Raw genomic sequence first — 17628 nt, 5'->3', positions numbered from 1 at the left:
AATAAACTTACGTTACACATCAAAGCAAAAAACACTTGTAAATGAACAAACTGGTAAAAGTAGCAGGATTAGTTACTGCCATGGTGATTGCTGACCAAATGGCCTTTGCGCAGCAAGAGAAAAGCATAAAAACAGGAGATGTGCCGAAGGGATGGCATCTGCTCGACAAAACCAAGGACGGGTATCACGGGATCAGTCTCGATAAAGCCTATGAATTCATCCGTGCCAAAAATCTGAAAAGTAAGACGGTAGTGGTAGCGATCATCGACTCTGGTATCGATACGCTGCATGAAGACCTGAAAGATATTCTGTGGGTGAACCCCAAGGAAATTCCGGGCAATAATACCGACGATGATGGCAACGGGTATGCTGACGATATCTACGGCTGGAATTTCATTGGCGGCAAAGACGGCAAGAACGTAAAGCAGGATTCTTATGAGGGCGCCCGCGTTTACCACATGTATAAAGCAAAATATGGCGATAAGAACCTCGACACCACAAAACTCTCGGCCGAAGAAAAAGACGAATACAGAATGTGGTTAAAATCCAAAAAGAAGATCGAAGGCGAAGGGGCCGATGAAGGTGTTGACCTGGTGATGCTGCAAAGAGCCCTCACCAGCGCACAGAAAAGCGACAGCATTATGCGTAAAGCGCTGAACAAGGAAACATATACCGGCACTGATGTGGATACTTTCACTGCCGTATCTTCAAACGAAAAAACCGCCAAGGGCAGCCTCTTGTATTTATTCAAGGCCAACCAGATGATGGAGACCACCAACAAGGAGTTCCTGGAGGGTTTTGAAGAGTTTGTAAGCGGCGAACAAAGAAAGGCGGAAGCCAAAGACAAAGCGCCGCAAAACTACCGCGGCGATATTACCAAAGACAATGAAGCCGATATCAATGATCGTAATTACGGAAATCCCGATGTAATGGCTTCTACTCCATTCCACGGTACACACGTAGCCGGTATCATTGGCGCCATCCGCAACAACGGTAAGGGCATGGATGGCGTTGCCGATAATGTACGCATCATGATGATCCGCGCCGTACCTGATGGCGATGAGCACGATAAAGACATTGCGCTCGCTATCCGTTATGCCGCTGATAATGGCGCCAAGATCGTGAATATGAGCTTTGGTAAAGATTTCTCGCCGCAGAAAAAATGGGTAGACGAAGCCGTTAAATATGCTGAAAGCAAAGGTGTTTTGCTGGTGCATGCGGCTGGTAACGATGCCAAAAATATTGATACTGCAGACAATTTTCCCAATGCATATATGAAAGGAAGCAATGAAAAAGCACCTAACTGGATCACCGTAGGCGCCAGTGGCGATCCGAAATCCGGTGGTTTTACAGCTTCTTTCTCTAACTATGGCAAAAAGCAGGTAGATGTTTTTGCCCCCGGCGTTAAGATCTACTCCAGCATTCCTGGTGGTAACACCTATGGCAATGCACAGGGCACCAGCATGGCCTGCCCTGTAGTAGCCGGTACAGCCGCCTTCCTGCTGCAATACTTCCCCTACCTCACACCCGAACAATTGAAATATTGCATCATGAAATCGGCCCAGGCGCCTGAAGGCAAGGTTAAAAAACCAGGTACCGATGAAATGGTGGCCTTATCTGAGCTGAGCGAAAGCGGTGGTATCATCAATGCATACGAAGCCGCGAAAATTGCCGCTACCCTGGATCCCAGTGGCAAAAAAGTGGCCCCCAAAAAATCTTCAGCCAAACCAACGCTGAAGAATAAGAAAGGATAAAAAGAATTATTGGTTGCAGGGTACAGGTTACAGGGTAATACCGGTGGCTTGTACCCTGTTCCTTTTGGTACCAGTTACCGGGTAACAGTTACCAGTTACCAGTTACCGGTTGCCAGTTACAGGGTACCAGTTACCGGTTGCCGGTTACCGGGTACGACCTTATATCTGTAACCTGCAACCTGCAACCTGAAACCTGTAACCTGCAACCTGTAGCAACCTGTAACCTGCAATTTTTTCATTACTTTTAAAAAAAAAGTATGGTCACCAGAAACGAAATAACCGTACCTGATTTTTACAAAACCTATATCAATGCCCTGCAGGAAGATGAGCTGCGGGAAGCCCTGGCCAACAATACCCGCCGTTTCAGGAAATTACTAAAACAGATCCCTCATAAGAAGATCAACTATGCCTATGCGGAAGGCAAATGGACGATCAAGGAGCTGCTGCAACATATTATCGATGCCGAACGGGTATTCATTTACCGGGCCCTCACTTTTGCCCGCCGCGACCCGGCGCCCTTACCCGGCTTCAATGAAAATAACTGGGCCATTACCGCCAAAGCTCCCAAACGCAAGTGGAGCGAGCTGGTAGAAGAATTCAAATCCCTGCGCACTGCCAATGAACTGTTCCTGAACTCGCTCGATGACGATCAGCTCTTACAAACCGGTTCTGCCAATAACAATACGATCAGTGTGGCCGGACTAGCGTTTGTATGTGCAGGTCATGTTGCCCATCATATGCGGATCATCAGGGAAAGGTACCTCGACGATGAAGACATCGTTAAAGTGAAAGTGAAAAGAGGCAAAAAGCATAAAGGCAAAAAGGCATAGCGGGAAAAGGCAACGAGGCATAGCAGCACCTTAGCTAAGATCTCTTTGTCAACATATCAACGCTATCAACTGTATTAACGCATTAACTCTGTCAACATCAACCTGCGCTATACATCTTCCTTATGCTCTCGGTGAACATGGTGTACATCAGTTTCAGGGCAGTATGGGTTTGTAAAAGCTCCAGGTGTTTTTGAATGGTGGCCTCGTCATTGCGCCTGGCCGGGCCCGTTTGCACTGCAGCGGGCTCATGTTCATGCAGCCGGTCAGCCACCGCGGTGATCAGCGGCAACAAGAGGGAAAAATCAACCTGTTCGTGCAAACAATAGGCTTTTGCCAGGGCATATAAGTGATTGGTGAAATTGCTTACCATCACGGCTGCCAGATGCAGTTTCAGCCTTTGTTCATCGTTCGCCTGCTGTACCTGGTTCGACAGCGTGGCGGCAAATTCAGAGATCAGCGTAAGATCGTCTTCTGTATTTCCATCAACGAGGAAGGGAATTTCGGGCAGTTCGTTCAATTCGCTGCGCAGGCTCTGCAACGGATACAAGACGCCGTAGTTTTTACTGCAGGTACTTAGTACGTCTTTGGAAACCGCTCCGGCCGTATGCACCACCAGTTTGTTATTTAGTTGCAAAGTGGCCGCTACCAAAGGTATGGCTGTATCGCTTACCGCGATCACATACAGATCGGCCGTTGGATCCGTATGCCTGGGGTCGGCGGTAAATGAGGTGGAAAGTGTATCGGCGAGCTCCTCAGCATGCAATCGGTCTCTGCCGCACACCTGGATGATCTCATGCTCAGCCGCTAAAAATCTTTTTCCCAATATGGTAGCAACGTTTCCTGTACCGATTATTACTATTCTCAATGAATTATTTTTGAATGCTAGGTTCTTAATACTGTTATTCCTTAATTACCGGTTACCCCTAATTGTCCACGGGGCTGTTTTTAATTGCATTATCACATCAGCACATCAGCACATTAGCAAATTAGCACATCAGCAAATTAGCACATCAGCACATCAGCACATCGCTCACTGGTTCTTTCCCTCGATCATGGGTACGAACGAAAAATTATCAAAGTACTCTTCCGTTATACTGCCATCGCGTTGTTTGGTAATGCGTAGCATGCGTTGAATATGTCCCTCCCCTACCGGGATCACCATTTTACCACCCGGCTTTAACTGATCGATGAGCTTGGGCGGAATATAAGGGGCAGCAGCAGTAACAATTACTTTGTCGAACGGTGCATAGGTAGGCAGCCCTTCATAGCCGTCGCCATAAAAATATTTGATATTGGGATATTTACTTCTGAGGATGAAACCGCGGTGTTCTTCAAACAGCTTTTTCTGCCGCTCAATAGTATATACCTGAGCGTTCATTTCGCCCAGGATGATGGCCTGGTAACCGCTGCCTGTACCAATTTCAAGCACTTTCTCGTAAGGCTTTACGTCGAGTAACTGGGTTTGATAAGCAACCGTATAAGGTTGTGAAATAGTTTGTCCTTCTGCGATGGGAAAAGCCCGGTCTTCATAAGCGACCCTGTCTAAAGCTGAATCCAGAAAATAATGCCGTGGAACCTGTAGTATGGCTGTTAGCACCCGTTCATCGGTAATGCCTTTTTGCTTCAATTGATCAACCAGTTGTTTACGCAATCCTTTATGCCGGTAAGTGTCTTCAAACGTTCTCATAAACGGCACAAAGATAGGTCAATTGTGGTTAGCTCGGGGCTTGTGTTTAAGATGAAAATGAATTGGTTATAGTTTGTGTCACCAGTCACCGGTTTCCGGTTTCCCGGTAACTGGCAACTGGTAACTGGCAACTGGTAACTGGCAACTGGTAACTGGCAACTGGCAACTGGCAACTGCATTTATAACTCTCCCCGCGAAGCTGCATACAATTCGTACCAGTCCTGGTGATCGAGGTCGATAGTGAAGGCATTGGCAATATTGCGGATGCGTTGTTCATTGATGGTTCCTATAAGTGGCAATGCGCCTAATTTCACCAGCCAGGCAACAGCAAGGGATTCTATATCAGCATTGTATTTTTTGCCGATCGTTTCCAGCTTCGAACGCACTTTTACTGCCTGCGCATCGGTGCCATTGGCAATGCGGCCGGCGGCCAGGGGCGCGGAAGCGAGCGGACGCATATATCGTTGTTTGATATAATCCAGCTGTCCGTTGTCAAGTGCCGATGTGTTCAGCAAATTGAGTTCGATATGATTGGTAACGATCGGTGTCTTCAGCAGGGAAGCCAGCAACTGGTGTTGAAACACGGTGAAATTCACCACCCCTACATTTTTCACCTTGCCCGACTCCTTCAGGCGTTGCAATGCCAATGCCGTTTCTTCCACATTCGACAGCGGGTCTAGGTGATTGAGCAGAAAGATATCGATATAATCGGTTTTCAGTCTCCGCAGGGAATTGTCTACACTTTTGAGTATATGATCTTTGGAGGTGTTGTAATGGTTGATGCGTACTTCGGGCAGGTCGGCATGCGGCGTAACCAGGCCGCATTTGGAAAATAAAACAATATCTTCCCGTTTGAACGATTTGCGGCTGATCAGCTTACCAAACAGTTCCTCGCACTGGTAGTCGCCGTAAATATCGGCATGATCGAACGTATTAATCCCCAGTTCCAGGCACAGATTAACGATCTTTTCCATGGTCTGGGCAGCATCGTTCTTTACTTCATTCCATCTGTAAAAACCATAAATGGCCGGTGATACTTTAGGGCCGGAATCACTGAGATAAATCTTTTGCATGCAGATTACTGTTTTCTTTATTACAATAATCGGGATTAAATTGATACAACACAAGTTTACCCTGCATAAACTTATGCCATTCAATGAAATGGCAGCAGCCGGGGAAAACGGTAAAAAGCAGATTTTTTTGCTGAAAAGTAGCGGGAGCGCTTATTTTTGTGTCCTTTACAAAAAAACAACATTAATAACACTTCCATTTGCGTATTAGCCTGGTCAATCTGTATATCCGTTAAAAAACAACTTAATGAAATTATTTCTTATCAGATACACCAAGATCGTTTTCCTTTATCTGCGACTGCATGTTATTTTCAGGATATTCTCTTCCTTCTGCTTAAATCTCTATCACCTGACCAAATTCTCTGCATGGGCAAGCAGGAACAGAAAGATCGGTTACAATGATTTCCCTTCTAAATGGGATTATGAAAAAAGATATGATCTTTATAAATGGGTCATTGAAAAAGAGAACCTGAAAGAACAAGCGATCAATTACCTCGAATTCGGTGTGGCGCAGGGCACTTCCTTCAAGTGGTTCCTGCAGCAAAATACGCTGGCTGCAAGCCGGTTCTATGGATTCGATACGTTTACCGGTTTGCCCGAAGATTATGGTCCGTTTAAGAAAGGTTATTTTGATAATAAGAATGAACCGCCGGTGATCAATGACAGCCGGGGAAAATTTTACCAGGGTTTATTTCAGCAAACAGTGCCTGGCTTTTTAAAGGAATTGAACAATAATAACAGGAATGTGATCATGCTGGATGCCGACCTGTATTCGGCGACCCTGTACGTGCTCAGCACCCTGGCGCCATTCCTGAAAAAAGGCGATATCGTATTTTTCGATGAATTCGCCGTACCAACCCATGAGTTCAAAGCGTATTTCGATTTTGTACAGTCGTATTACACCAATCTTGAGCTTATCGGCGCTGCCAACAATTATTATTTCACGGCTTTCAGGGTGAATTAAATAAGTACTGACAAGCATATACGAAAAGGGTCTGGCCGATTGGCCGGACCCCTTTTTCTTTTATTGCTTTATACGCCGAGAAAACTTTCTTCCGGAATGGCTTCTTCCTCCTGATAGGATTCGGCCTTCGATGCTGCCGGTTCACTCACTTCCTTTCTTTTGCCAACGAAAACGTAGGTAAGGGCCAGCGACACCAGTAATAAGAGGATGCTGATCCAGATCACCTGGTGAACGCCAAATTGCGTGATCACAATGCCGCCGAGAAAAGTGCCGAGGGTTACCCCTGCATTCCCGAACGACACCATTAAACTGGCCGCCAGTTCAGGCGCTTCCGGCGCTTCTGACGTAGAGCGTGTCTGGCCGATCAAAAAACCACCGGTGTGAATAAAACCCCAGATCCCCACGATCGCCGTCATGGGAATGAATAAGCCGCCAAAGACATAGGCCAGTATGTGAACGGCGATCAGCGATAATAAGAAGAAGCGGGTAGTTAACATTACGTTCCGGCTCAATGCGAGTCCGGTAACCCAGTTACCGGCAATACCTGTAGCGCCGAATAACAACAGCATGATGCTTATCTGGGTGCCGTTCATATGGCTGATCTTACCCAGGTATTCGGCCAGGTAACTGTAGGTGGCAAAAATGCCGGCGATCATGATCATCGTTGCTACCAGGTTCACCCACATTTGTCCTTTACGTAAAATGACCAGCTGGCTTTTGATCGATTGTTTTTCTGTAACCGGCATCGAAGGCACAAATGCCGCCAGGGCTGCAAAGGCGATCAGGTTAATGACACCCGACACCACAAAAGAGGCCTGCCAGTTGATCAATTCAGCTACATAGGTGGTTATGGGCACGCCGAGTACAGTAGCTACACTTAAACCCGCCAGCACGACGGACACCGCTTTTGGCGCATCTTTCGCTTCTACCTGTTTGGCAGCCGCCACGGTGGCCACGGCCCAGAATACCGGGTGCAGGAAGGCGGGCAATATACGGGCGATCATCAATACCGTAAAATTGGGCGCTACTGCCGACAAAATATTCGACAACACGAAGGTGAACAGCACCAGGCTCATCATCCATTTTCTGTTAAACCTGGCTGTGAGCAAGACGCCAAAAGGCCCGGTCAGGGCAATGGTCAATGCAAACCCACTTAACAGCCAGCCGGCCGTGTCGATGGAAACGTTAAAGTGTTTGGCGATCGCAGGCATAATACCGATAATGCCGAATTCGGTAGTGATAATGCCGAAAGCGCCTAATGCCATAATGTAAATAGACTTCTTCATAAATTTAAACATTCAAATGTTTCGATATATTATTCAATAGCTTTCCCCGGCGGGCCAGTAAGGGCTTACCATCATTCATTCAATAATTGCTGTTAGGTCTACGCTTGCAGGGAGCTTAAAAAGGCGATGTACTCGTCGAGCACTGGTTTATTCAGGACGTATTTCAGGTTGCGGCCTTCTTTTTCGGGCAGCAGGATGTCTGCATCTACCAGTTGTTTCAGGTGATGTGAGATGGATGGCTGGGCAAGGTCCAGCATATCATGTATTTCTGAACAGTGTAAACATTCCCGTTTTTTCCTGAACTGCTGCAAGATCTGGATCCGGCTGGGATCGCTTATCGCGCGGGAAATCTTCTCAATTTTTTTACTATCCATACTATCTCCCTGTTTGAATTCCGGTACAAATATAAATAGATACATCGAAATACTTCAATGTTTTTTTTGAAAGCTGGGGGATTTTTAACATTTGGCACAAAGAAAGGCAAAAGGGCATATAGGTCAGAGGCAACGGGGATCGGGAGAAAGCATAAAGGCAACGAGGCATATAGGCCAAAGGCAACCAGGCATAAAAAAAGGAAACGAGGATCAGGATAGCTCAAATGCTGAATGTCGTACATTTAACACGATAACGCAAAGGAAAGCTCACCTGTTTGAATCACATGCTATTGACTTCCCTGTATACCAGTATTTGCAATGGTAGCTGAATTGTACGAAACTGGTAGCCTCATGGTGTGCAACAGTACTGAGATAGCTCTGAGATACCTCTAAGATAGCTCTAGGATAGCTCTTGACACCTGGTGCGCAAGGCAACTCTTAGACAAGTCTTAGACAACTCCCAGAGAAGTCGCAGGCAACTCCCAGAGAAGTCGCAGGCAACTCCCTGACCACTCCGCCACCACTTTGTCACTGTCTCGTATGTCTCGTACTAAAATAACTTTACACTTGAGAGGGTTAAACTGAGGAGAACTTTACAGTTGTAACAATTATACTAATAAGGCTTTACATTTTAGGTGTCGTAACAATATGCCAAGACTACGTGAGCTTGGTTGAATAAGGAAGACAACAAGAGCCCTAACTTCGTAATGCCTTCAGAAATAAGCCTCGAAAGCTAAAAATGGAACTGTATAGTGCCGCCTAAAATCCAGGCTGGAATGTAAAATGCCTCGAATACCTGGCCGCGAAGCAACTCCCCCTTTAGGGACCCGGAGGGCGAGGACCGGGGATTGAGGGCCGGCGGGCTGAGGACCGGGATTGAGGGCCGGCGGGCTGAGGACCGGCGGGGAGCCGACGGGTTATTGCTACCCTTCGGGGGGTTGGGATGGTAAAAAGTGAAGCCATCCCTGCGATCCGGGATATCTCATTCCCCTCCGGGTTCCTGGTAAGAGGCGCAGGCATCTGCCTTAACCAGGCAGAAAAATCCCTCTTCCTGAAAAACCCATGGTATGAAACAGCGCCTTAACGAAATAATGTGTTGGTATAACCTGTTATCTTACCTGCCCTTTTTATCGTTCAGGTATTGCGTAAACACGATATGATTGATCTTGTGATAATCGACATCAAATAAGGTACTGATGCAAAAGATCTCATGCACGGTGAGATCATCGACGTTAGTAACAAGGCGGGTCATTCTAGGATTATTGGTGCGAAGATGTTTACCGAGTAAACTTTTAGGAATGTAGTGGAATATTTCTTTGAATTCTTTTATATGTCCGGTCTCGATCATGAACTTTATACTTTCATATCGTTTATCCATGCTCATTATTCAAATAAAAGAAGAATAAGTGATTAAATATCAAAAATCAACAATCCGTCTTTTTATTCTTCCATTCGAGCAAACCGATATTTCGTTTTGTATTTTTTTTGTTTCAAATGAATCAATGGCCCCGTAAACGAAGCGTTACCTTCCCGAACGCTTACCCGATCTTGTTTTCCTGTGCTCATCCTGTAAAACCATATTCACAAGCACCTTGGTCTCAATGCCTATTGCCCTTGCTATCTTAGATAGCTCTATTAATTTGAATTCCAGCGGATCATTGATAAGCCGGGTAAACCGGTTATTGTTCGTCTTCAATTCATGGCTCACTACTGACTTGGGTATATAGTCGAAGATCTGGGAGAGGGATGTGATCTCTCCTTTCTCAATAAAAAGCCGGGCAATATTGTAGCGCGGATCTTTGATCATGTGATCAAAGAAAATAATATTGTTTCAAACTAAAGCAGAAAAGGATGGATGTGTATCAAGAAAGTACGTCCTGTATTTTTTTATAGTAGCAACCGAAACAAGATAGTATGATCTGTACTTTTTCAGAACATGGTAAATTATTCAGGCTGAAATGCATAGATTAGGTGTGGTATCCACCAGCTGGCAGATACCACACCAGACATTATTTTTTTTGATAAACCCGCACATAGTCCACTTCAAACCGGGCCGGAAAAGCCGTGTTAGTGGGGTCGCCGCCATTCACGCCGCCAATGGCCAGGTTCAGCAGCATATAATGTGGTTGCTTAAATGGATTGAATCCGCTGCCATCCTTGTTGGCCAGCGCATCGAGCTTTACTTTGTTCAACAGGATATCGTCCACGTACAGGGTAATATCTTCAGGGGTCCAGTCCATACGCCATACATGATATTCATTGGCCCAGGCAGCGCCGCCCAGTGAATCCACCGAAAAGGTATTACTGTACCATTCCGGCCGGCGGTTCTGTCCAAGGCAGGCGATATTGGCCAGTAGGCGTCCCCGGTAGTATTCCATAATATCTATTTCTCCATTGGCAGGCCAGGGTTTCTGCACACCTAAGGTCCACCAGGCCGGCCAGATACCGCTGCGAACATCTATCCGCCCCCGCATTTCAAAGCGGCCATATAACCAGCTGTGTTTGCCTGCTGTAAGTATACACGACGAGGTGTAGTTGATCGCAGGACGGTTTCTGCGCCAGTCTTTATGTCCGGGAGTATAATCAGGATTGGGTCTTTGTTCGTTTCGCGCTTCGATGATCAGCTGACCGTTCTTCACAACCGCATTCTGCGGCTGATACCATTGCAGCTCTTCATTGCGTACGAAGCCGGCTTCATAGCGCCAGTGGGTTGTATCAGGCTGCCCATCGCGGTTGAACTCATCGGCCCATACCAACTGATAACCTTCTTTCGCATAGGGATTGTCTTTCGCAAACAATTGTAGGTCCCAGGCAGGCACCCATTCCACCACAGGCCGTCCATCGCGCATCTGCAGTGGCAGCCACAGGTAACGGCTATCCCGCAGATCGTGCGGATTCCATTTGTCGGCCATAAAGATAAAAGCACCCTTTTTACCGGCCACCGGTTGAATAAATGTTGATTGCGCACCAAAGGTGCTGTCGGCGCCCGCACCGGCCATGGGGTTATACTCCATCTTTGTCCAGGGTCCCCATAACGAAGTCGCTGTATGCACAGTGGCTTTGTTGGGGGCCCAACCCGTACAACCACTGGTAATGAGGTAATAGTTTTTTTCGTATTTAAACAAAGCCGGCGCCTCGCGGTGGGCACTGAACAATAATTTATCTGCTGTAGTGGGTTGTAAATAATCATCGCTTAAACGGGTTAAACGCAGGTCGTAATTTTCTCTGGAGGAATACATATGCCAGGCCGAACCATCGTCATCCACGAAGAGGGTCATATCCCGCGACATATTGCCATTCGGCCGGAAGCTGTGCAGGAATTTATAAGGACCCGTCACCTTATCACTCACCGCTACCCCGGCGCGCGCAGCGCTATACCCTTTTCCTTTTAGTTCGAGGTGAAACCACATCACATACTTTCCTGTTTTTGCATTGTAGATGACCTTTGGCCGCTCCATTACACAACCGGGCACTATATCACTGCTGCTATCGGTACTGTCGGTGGCGAGCGCCAACCCTTCATATTTCCAGTTATACAGGTCCTGCGATGAATATACATTCACCCCGCTGGTACCCTGCCGGCCACGCCTTTCACCAAACCAGTAATAGGTATTACCGGCATACAACAAGCCGCCGCCATGCGCATTGATCCCTTCTCCCCTGTCGTCGTACCATAGCTGGCCGGGATTGAAGGTTTTGTACGGTCCGTGCACAGGCGTGGGAACATGCTCTTGGGAAAATGCGCTATCACCTGCTGCCAACAACAGGCAAATACTAAACATGAACATCACGTGTTTACCTTTCTTATTCATTACCATTTTTTGTTTTCGCTATAAATGTTTCGGATAATTAAACAGAACTACTTTGGTTGATTTGAATCCCTGCTGGTCCTGCACATAATTTACTACTATTCCCAGGGTGACCCTGGCAGCTGCATTCAGCTCGAAGTACACCAATGGCTGCGGCTGCGCGATCCTGCTGTATAAAACCGCGGGATTATTAACAATATTGTTATGGTCAGGCAGGGTGTCGATCCCCGGCGCCACTACCACATAAGCGGGATCTTTGGTGCCCTGCCATTTCCAGGCGCCACCCGACGGATCAAAGGCATAGGTACCTGCCGGCAAATTGATCGTTTGATAAATTTTACCATTGGAAATAAGCGGTGAGCCCCATCCGCTTTCCAGGTCCATACAGGCGCCATCACCATCAAAAGAATAACTGCCCACCCCCCCATGGCTAAGCGCCGCCGCATTCACTTTCCAGTCCTTCAGAGTTCCCCAGCGATTGCCATTCATGGCGCTGGCGATAAATGGACTGCCCGGGTTGAGGATATACCTGCTGGTTACATTCACCGCCGGACCGATCACCAGCGCATTCACATCAATAATAACAAGGGTGGTGCTGATGGCGCTGTTCAATTCATAGCGGCTGGGATTGGCCAACTGTACCGCCAGCACGAGCAGTTTACCGGCATACTGCGACTGTTTTAGTGCGGTAATATCTACCGACAAATAAAATGTGCCGGACAGGTTCCCTGGTTCCACTTCCATAGTAGCCGGAAGCGTATACATAGTAGCCGGCATCAGTTTGTACAATGTGGTATCGAGCATATTGGCAGCCAACAATTGCTGCACCGTATCATTGTTCACTGTAATGTCAACGCTGAATCCACTGCTGTTCCTGCCGGAAAGCGCAGCACCGAGAATGATGTTCAATTTTTTATCCTTGGTATCAACGAGGTAATTATAAGTGGAAGAATCGCTGCCCGATGGCACGGGATAATTATTGGTAGTACCCCCGGATTTAAAAATGGCCTGCGGCATATAGATCTTTGACAAGCCATAGTCTTTTTCCGACGCTGCTTTTTCGCAGGAAGTAACTAAAATACCGGTAAACACCGCTATGATGAATATATGATTGACCAGCTTATGTTTCATAAATAAGTTTTACAGATGAAAAATGATCAATTTGCAAAAGACAAGAGGTAAGAGGCAAACCGGAAACATGCGGATGATCCTGAAGCGCTGCATCCGGCAATCCTTGCCAATTGCCGGTTGCCAATTGCCTACTGAACTACCAACCGGCATTTTGTTCCAGCACGCCATTCGATTTCAAGACTTCTGCCTGGGGAAATGGATAATAATACATTTTGCTTCCATCAAAGACCCGGTTCTCTACAAAAAAGGGCGTATACACAAACTGGCCGGAAGCATTTTTTGTCACCGATACACCGCTAACAGGCTGGTTCAAAACAGCCACTGCATCTTTCCAGCGCAAGAGATCCCAGTACCGGTAATTTTCAAAAGCCAGTTCGATCCTTCGCTCCTGTTTCACTGCCTGCCTGAAAGCGGGTACACCGGCCACAGTTACCGCCGGCATGCCTACGCCCGTACGGTTGCGCACCAGGTTCAGGGCCTGCCTGGCCGTGTACATGTAGCCGTTATTGTTATCCGGACCGAAAGCTTCATTCATTGCTTCGGCATACTCCAGCAACACCTCGCCATACCTGAATAGCGGCCAATGGTGTACCTGCGTACCTCCCTGCACCAGGTTCATTCCATCGTTTAAGAACTTTTTTAAATAATAGCCCGTGCGGCTGGTATTGGCTTTTTTCATATCATCTGTTCCGCCCGGCGACTGATCAATAGTGCGGCCATTCCAGCTGCTGTTATTCGTGACTATGCTGAATGCCAGGCGCGGGTCGCGGTTCGCATAGGGATTGGCCGGATCGGGCGTTCCTTTGTATTCATAGGCATCTACCAGGTTATGGGTGGGCGTTAATCCACTGGAACCACCGGCCGTGCCAATGGGATAATTGCTTCTTTCGAGCCAGTTACCGGCCGGGTATCGAATGGCCCAGATGGTTTCATTACTGGTGAGGGTGTTATTCTGCAGAAAATAATTGCGGTAATCATTGTGCAGGTTATAGCCTCCTGCGCCCTGCGCAAATACGATCACGTCATTCAGCGCTGCTGCCGCCTTTTGCCATTTGGCCAGATCATTGGTACTATTGTGCAGCGGACTGGCAGCAAACAATAAAGCCCTGGCTTTCAATGCCAGTGCCGCGCCCCGCGTTAAGCGGCCATCGTTGCTTGTGAACGAAGAGGTTTTCCAGTTGGGCTGCAGACTGCTTTTATAGGTATCCACTTCACTTACTATAAAATCGATGATCTCATCATAGCCTGCCCGCGGCAAATTGGTATCGTCGCTTATCGACAGGGTTCGTGTTACCAGCGGTACGCCGCCATACCGTTTCGATAATTCGAAGTAATAATAAGCGCGCAGGATATGCGCTTCAGCCACATACCAACCCATATTCAGGGTATCGTTGGTATAATTAATTTTTCCCGATGCTGAGACGGTATCGCGGTTCAGGGCTAAAAAAGCCCGGTAATCACCCGATCGTTCAATAAAGTAATTAGCCGCTCTTATGCCTGCGTAATAATTTCCAAAGTATGTATCCGGATTATTATAAGCGCTCCAACTGCCATTATTGAAAAACCGCACATTGGCATTCACAGCGGTTTGCACCGCTTCATCCGATACCGCTGCAAACAGGTTGCTGTCGAGCAGGGTGAATTCGTTGCGCACGTAATTATAAGGCGCATTGGCCAGGGAAACCAGGGTGGTATAATTGCTGTTCAGGGTCTGTTCCGTTTGCTGCGTATCTACTTTCGTATCCAGAAAATTCTTTTCACACCCGCTTATCGCAGTGGCCAGGATCCCGGCGCCGATGATCGTATGGATTCGTTGTAAGTTCATGCATCTTGTTTTAAAAAGTAAGGGAAATACCGGCATTAAACGATCTCATTCCGGGATAGCCGGCCGGTGTTTCAGGATCGAGGTCATACTGTTCGCCGATGTATGACCAGGTAAAGGCATTTACCGCACTGATATATACCCGCAGTTTATCAAGGTGTAATTTTTTCAAGGCAGCAGCAGGCAGATTGTAACCCAGTTCCGCATTCCGTAAGCGTAAAAAATTGCCTCTTTTCATCCAGAAACTAGAAGCCCGGTAATTGTTATCATTGGCTTTGGTGGTCAGGCGGGGATAATCGGCCACCGCCCTGGTATCAATGCCCTGATCAGGATAATAGGCCCAGGCATTCGCCGCCATGGGGTATACGGTGGTGTTATTCACAAAGGCTACGGTCTGGTTCCAGGCGCTGTTCAATAAATTAATGTGATAGCTGGCTGCTCCCTGGAACAGGGCGCTTAGATCAAAGCCTTTATAACGCAGGCCCAGGTTAAAGGCATAGGTGATACGGGGATAGTCGGCATGGCCGATATTGGTTATATCTGCCTGATCAACCCGCTTGTTATTATCCAGGTCTTTATATTTGAGATCACCGGGTTGCACGGCGCCAAAAACAGGTACCGGTAGACCGGCCTTTAAGGTTCCATCGGCATTGAAGTCGGTGATATCATAAAACCCGTCTGCTATGAGGCCCATGGGTGCATTCACCGGCAAACCGGTTGTTTTATTGAAATCATTTACGACGGGTACTTCTGCGCGGTAGTTCACCTTATTGCTGGCATAGGATACCATAAAACCAGCTGTGTAATCAAATGCACCGGCCTGGTCATTAAAAGAAGCACTGGCTTCTATCCCCCGGTTGGTCACTTTCCCAAGGTTCACATAAGGCAGGATGCCGCCATACATGGCCATGAGGTCGTTATTCTGCGTTACTATATCGGAGCGGTTATCGCGGAAGAGATCCAGGGTAAGCGCCAGCTTTTTAAACAAAGTAGCTTCTATTCCTGCATTGTATTTTATGCTCTTTTCTGCGAAAATGTCGGGATTGGCGGCATAGGACTGTATAATGCCGCCATTCGCAGCCAGGCTGCTGTTACCGGTGTAAAAGCTGCCGTTTGAAACAAAATACTGCTGGTACAGGTAGCGGCCATGGCGCGAATAGTCGTTTGCAGATGATCCGGCGCCAGCCCGAAGCTTCAGGTAATTCACCCATTTACTGTTTGCCAGGAATGATTCTTTAGACAGGATCCATCCGGCGGCCAGGGCCGGATAAAAGCCCCAGCGCCTGCCCGGTGCGTAGTTGTCGGACCCCGTGCTGCCAAAAGCCAGTTCCAGCAGGTACCGTTCCTTATACGTGTAATGGAAACGGCCGTTTACATTGTAAAAATGGTAAAAGATATTATTGCCGGTGTTCTGTCCGGGATTATTGATACCAGCATCGGTCATAAAATTACTTTGCAGGAATTGAACCGCCCCGGCAAAAGCATGTATACCGAATGTGCGGTTATAGCCGGTCGTAAGCGTATACTGCTTCCAGTCGAACTGGTCAACAGGCGTGGCGCCATTGGCGATGATATCTGTTTGTTTATCGGTAGTGGTTTGAATACCGTTATAAAAGCGGGCATAGGTTGCGGTTTTGCTGGCGGCCGTGCGGGTCCAGGTATTGAATGAGACGCCTTCATTGAGGTATAGACCGGGTGTAATGAAATCAAGTTTTTGCTTCAGGTTGAAATTCGCTTGCAGGGTGCGGTCGTGGGTGGAGGTCCAGCCCAGGCCGTTCAGGGAAGCCACCGGGTTATGCGGGAACAAGGTAGTGCCTGACCAGCGGCCCGTAGCTTCATCTATTACGGGATAAACATTCGATGGATAGCGCGCCAGGTTGGTCCATAAGGCCGGACCGTTAAAATTGGGATAGCGGCGGTCTTCGATGCGGCCGCCCAGGTCAACTTTCGCTTCGAAGATCTTAAAGAAATTGAAGTCGAGGTTAGAACGGATATTGAAACGCTGGATCTGGGCATTGGAGCTGGTGGCATTGGTAGCCACGTCATACAAGCCGCGTTGGCGCATATAATCGAGGATGAGCGCATACCTGGTATCGGCGCCGCCACCGGAGAAGACCACATTGGCGTCGGTATAAAGCCCATTCTTTTTCAGCACCTGGTCATACCAGTCGACGTTAACGCCACCGCCATTCCGGTATTCATCGAGCTGGGCTTCGGTATATTGGGGCGTGTATTTATATTGATAACCATTCAATGCGTAATTGTCGTTGCTGATGGCCTGGTTATATAAACGGGCATAATCGTAAGAACCGTAAGGCTTCGTTATCCGTTGTGGCTGCTGGATCCCATTCACCATCTGCACCTGGATCTTACGGCGGCCTGCAAACCCTCTTTTGGTAATTACCCATAAAACGCCATTTGCGCCTTTCATGCCAAAGGTGGCGAGGGTAACGGGATCCTTTAGTACCGAAATGCTTTCTATTTCCGATGCCGGCAGATAATTAAAATAAGAAAGGGTAGTTTGAAATCCGTCGATATAGATCACCAGGCTGGTATTGTCATAAGAGCCTACGCCGCGGATCAATAGTTCGGCGGCATCATAACCCGGCTCACCCGAGCCTTGTTTTACGGTTAATCCCGGCAGCCTTCCATACAGGGCATTGGTGATATTGGGCACCGGGGTTCTGTATAAAATAGTACCGCTTACCGATGGTGTTCCCGTCAGGGAATATTCTTTTCTTATCTGTAAAAGCGGACCAGGTTCTACCTCTGCTTGTAGCAGCTCTATAATGGCAGTATCTGTACTGTTAGCCCTTCCTGCTTCCTGTGCATGGAGTGATTGCCAGGACAAACAGGCTGTTAGTATATATTGAAATCGTTTTTTCATATTACAATGTTTGT

The 17628-nt window shown here is 47.5% G+C and carries 14 protein-coding genes; 3 read left to right on the top strand and 11 right to left on the bottom strand.

Features of this window, described 5'->3' with window-relative positions:
* Positions 1 to 41: 41 nt before the first annotated feature.
* Complete coding sequence (locus JT717_RS14025; RefSeq protein WP_205511108.1) at positions 42 to 1754, top strand: S8 family peptidase; 1713 nt, start codon at positions 42 to 44, stop codon at positions 1752 to 1754.
* 257 nt (positions 1755 to 2011) lie between these two features.
* Entirely contained in the window at positions 2012 to 2584 is a 573-nt protein-coding gene (locus JT717_RS14020; RefSeq protein WP_205511107.1) for a DinB family protein, read from the top strand.
* A 97-nt stretch (positions 2585 to 2681) separates the two neighbouring features.
* On the opposite strand, the gene JT717_RS14015 is transcribed toward JT717_RS14020, so the two are convergent.
* The 3 genes from JT717_RS14015 to JT717_RS14005 form a co-directional block, all read right to left on the bottom strand.
* Positions 2682 to 3479 carry a Rossmann-like and DUF2520 domain-containing protein gene (locus JT717_RS14015; RefSeq protein WP_439650913.1) on the bottom strand — a complete coding sequence of 266 codons (798 nt, stop codon included), beginning with the start codon at positions 3477 to 3479 and terminating at the stop codon, positions 2682 to 2684.
* Between the two features lie 135 nt (positions 3480 to 3614).
* Complete coding sequence (locus JT717_RS14010; RefSeq protein ID WP_205511105.1) at positions 3615 to 4271, bottom strand: protein-L-isoaspartate(D-aspartate) O-methyltransferase; 657 nt, start codon at positions 4269 to 4271, stop codon at positions 3615 to 3617.
* 179 nt (positions 4272 to 4450) lie between these two features.
* Complete coding sequence (locus JT717_RS14005; protein WP_205511104.1) at positions 4451 to 5344, bottom strand: aldo/keto reductase; 894 nt, start codon at positions 5342 to 5344, stop codon at positions 4451 to 4453.
* Between the two features lie 244 nt (positions 5345 to 5588).
* On the opposite strand from JT717_RS14005, the gene JT717_RS14000 reads away from it, so the two are divergent.
* Positions 5589 to 6305 carry a class I SAM-dependent methyltransferase gene (locus tag JT717_RS14000; RefSeq protein WP_205511103.1) on the top strand — a complete coding sequence of 239 codons (717 nt, stop codon included), beginning with the start codon at positions 5589 to 5591 and terminating at the stop codon, positions 6303 to 6305.
* Between the two features lie 68 nt (positions 6306 to 6373).
* Here the strand turns inward: JT717_RS14000 and JT717_RS13995 are convergent, their stop codons facing one another.
* The 8 genes from JT717_RS13995 to JT717_RS13960 all read right to left on the bottom strand — a co-directional run bounded on the left by JT717_RS13995 (position 6374) and on the right by JT717_RS13960 (position 17614).
* Complete coding sequence (locus JT717_RS13995; protein ID WP_205511102.1) at positions 6374 to 7591, bottom strand: MFS transporter; 1218 nt, start codon at positions 7589 to 7591, stop codon at positions 6374 to 6376.
* 98 nt (positions 7592 to 7689) lie between these two features.
* Entirely contained in the window at positions 7690 to 7965 is a 276-nt protein-coding gene (locus tag JT717_RS13990) for an ArsR/SmtB family transcription factor (RefSeq protein ID WP_240348083.1), read from the bottom strand.
* A 1114-nt stretch (positions 7966 to 9079) separates the two neighbouring features.
* Positions 9080 to 9343, bottom strand: coding sequence for a hypothetical protein (locus JT717_RS13985; protein WP_205511100.1), 264 nt, complete (start codon positions 9341 to 9343; stop codon positions 9080 to 9082).
* A 144-nt stretch (positions 9344 to 9487) separates the two neighbouring features.
* Positions 9488 to 9772 carry a hypothetical protein gene (locus JT717_RS13980; protein WP_205511099.1) on the bottom strand — a complete coding sequence of 95 codons (285 nt, stop codon included), beginning with the start codon at positions 9770 to 9772 and terminating at the stop codon, positions 9488 to 9490.
* Between the two features lie 202 nt (positions 9773 to 9974).
* Positions 9975 to 11777, bottom strand: coding sequence for a family 43 glycosylhydrolase (locus tag JT717_RS13975; protein ID WP_205511098.1), 1803 nt, complete (start codon positions 11775 to 11777; stop codon positions 9975 to 9977).
* 18 nt (positions 11778 to 11795) lie between these two features.
* A complete protein-coding gene (locus JT717_RS13970; protein WP_205511097.1) occupies positions 11796 to 12905 on the bottom strand; it encodes a DUF5013 domain-containing protein in 1110 nt (369 codons plus the stop codon).
* Between the two features lie 136 nt (positions 12906 to 13041).
* Positions 13042 to 14730 carry a RagB/SusD family nutrient uptake outer membrane protein gene (locus JT717_RS13965; RefSeq protein ID WP_205511096.1) on the bottom strand — a complete coding sequence of 563 codons (1689 nt, stop codon included), beginning with the start codon at positions 14728 to 14730 and terminating at the stop codon, positions 13042 to 13044.
* Between the two features lie 10 nt (positions 14731 to 14740).
* Positions 14741 to 17614: a SusC/RagA family TonB-linked outer membrane protein gene (locus tag JT717_RS13960; protein ID WP_205511095.1), complete on the bottom strand. Its 2874-nt coding sequence runs from the start codon at positions 17612 to 17614 to the stop codon at positions 14741 to 14743.
* Positions 17615 to 17628: the final 14 nt, after the last annotated feature.

Source organism: Longitalea arenae, from assembly GCF_016924755.1.
Taxonomy (GTDB): domain Bacteria; phylum Bacteroidota; class Bacteroidia; order Chitinophagales; family Chitinophagaceae; genus Niastella; species Niastella arenae.
This window is presented reverse-complemented; position numbering and strand designations above follow the sequence as displayed.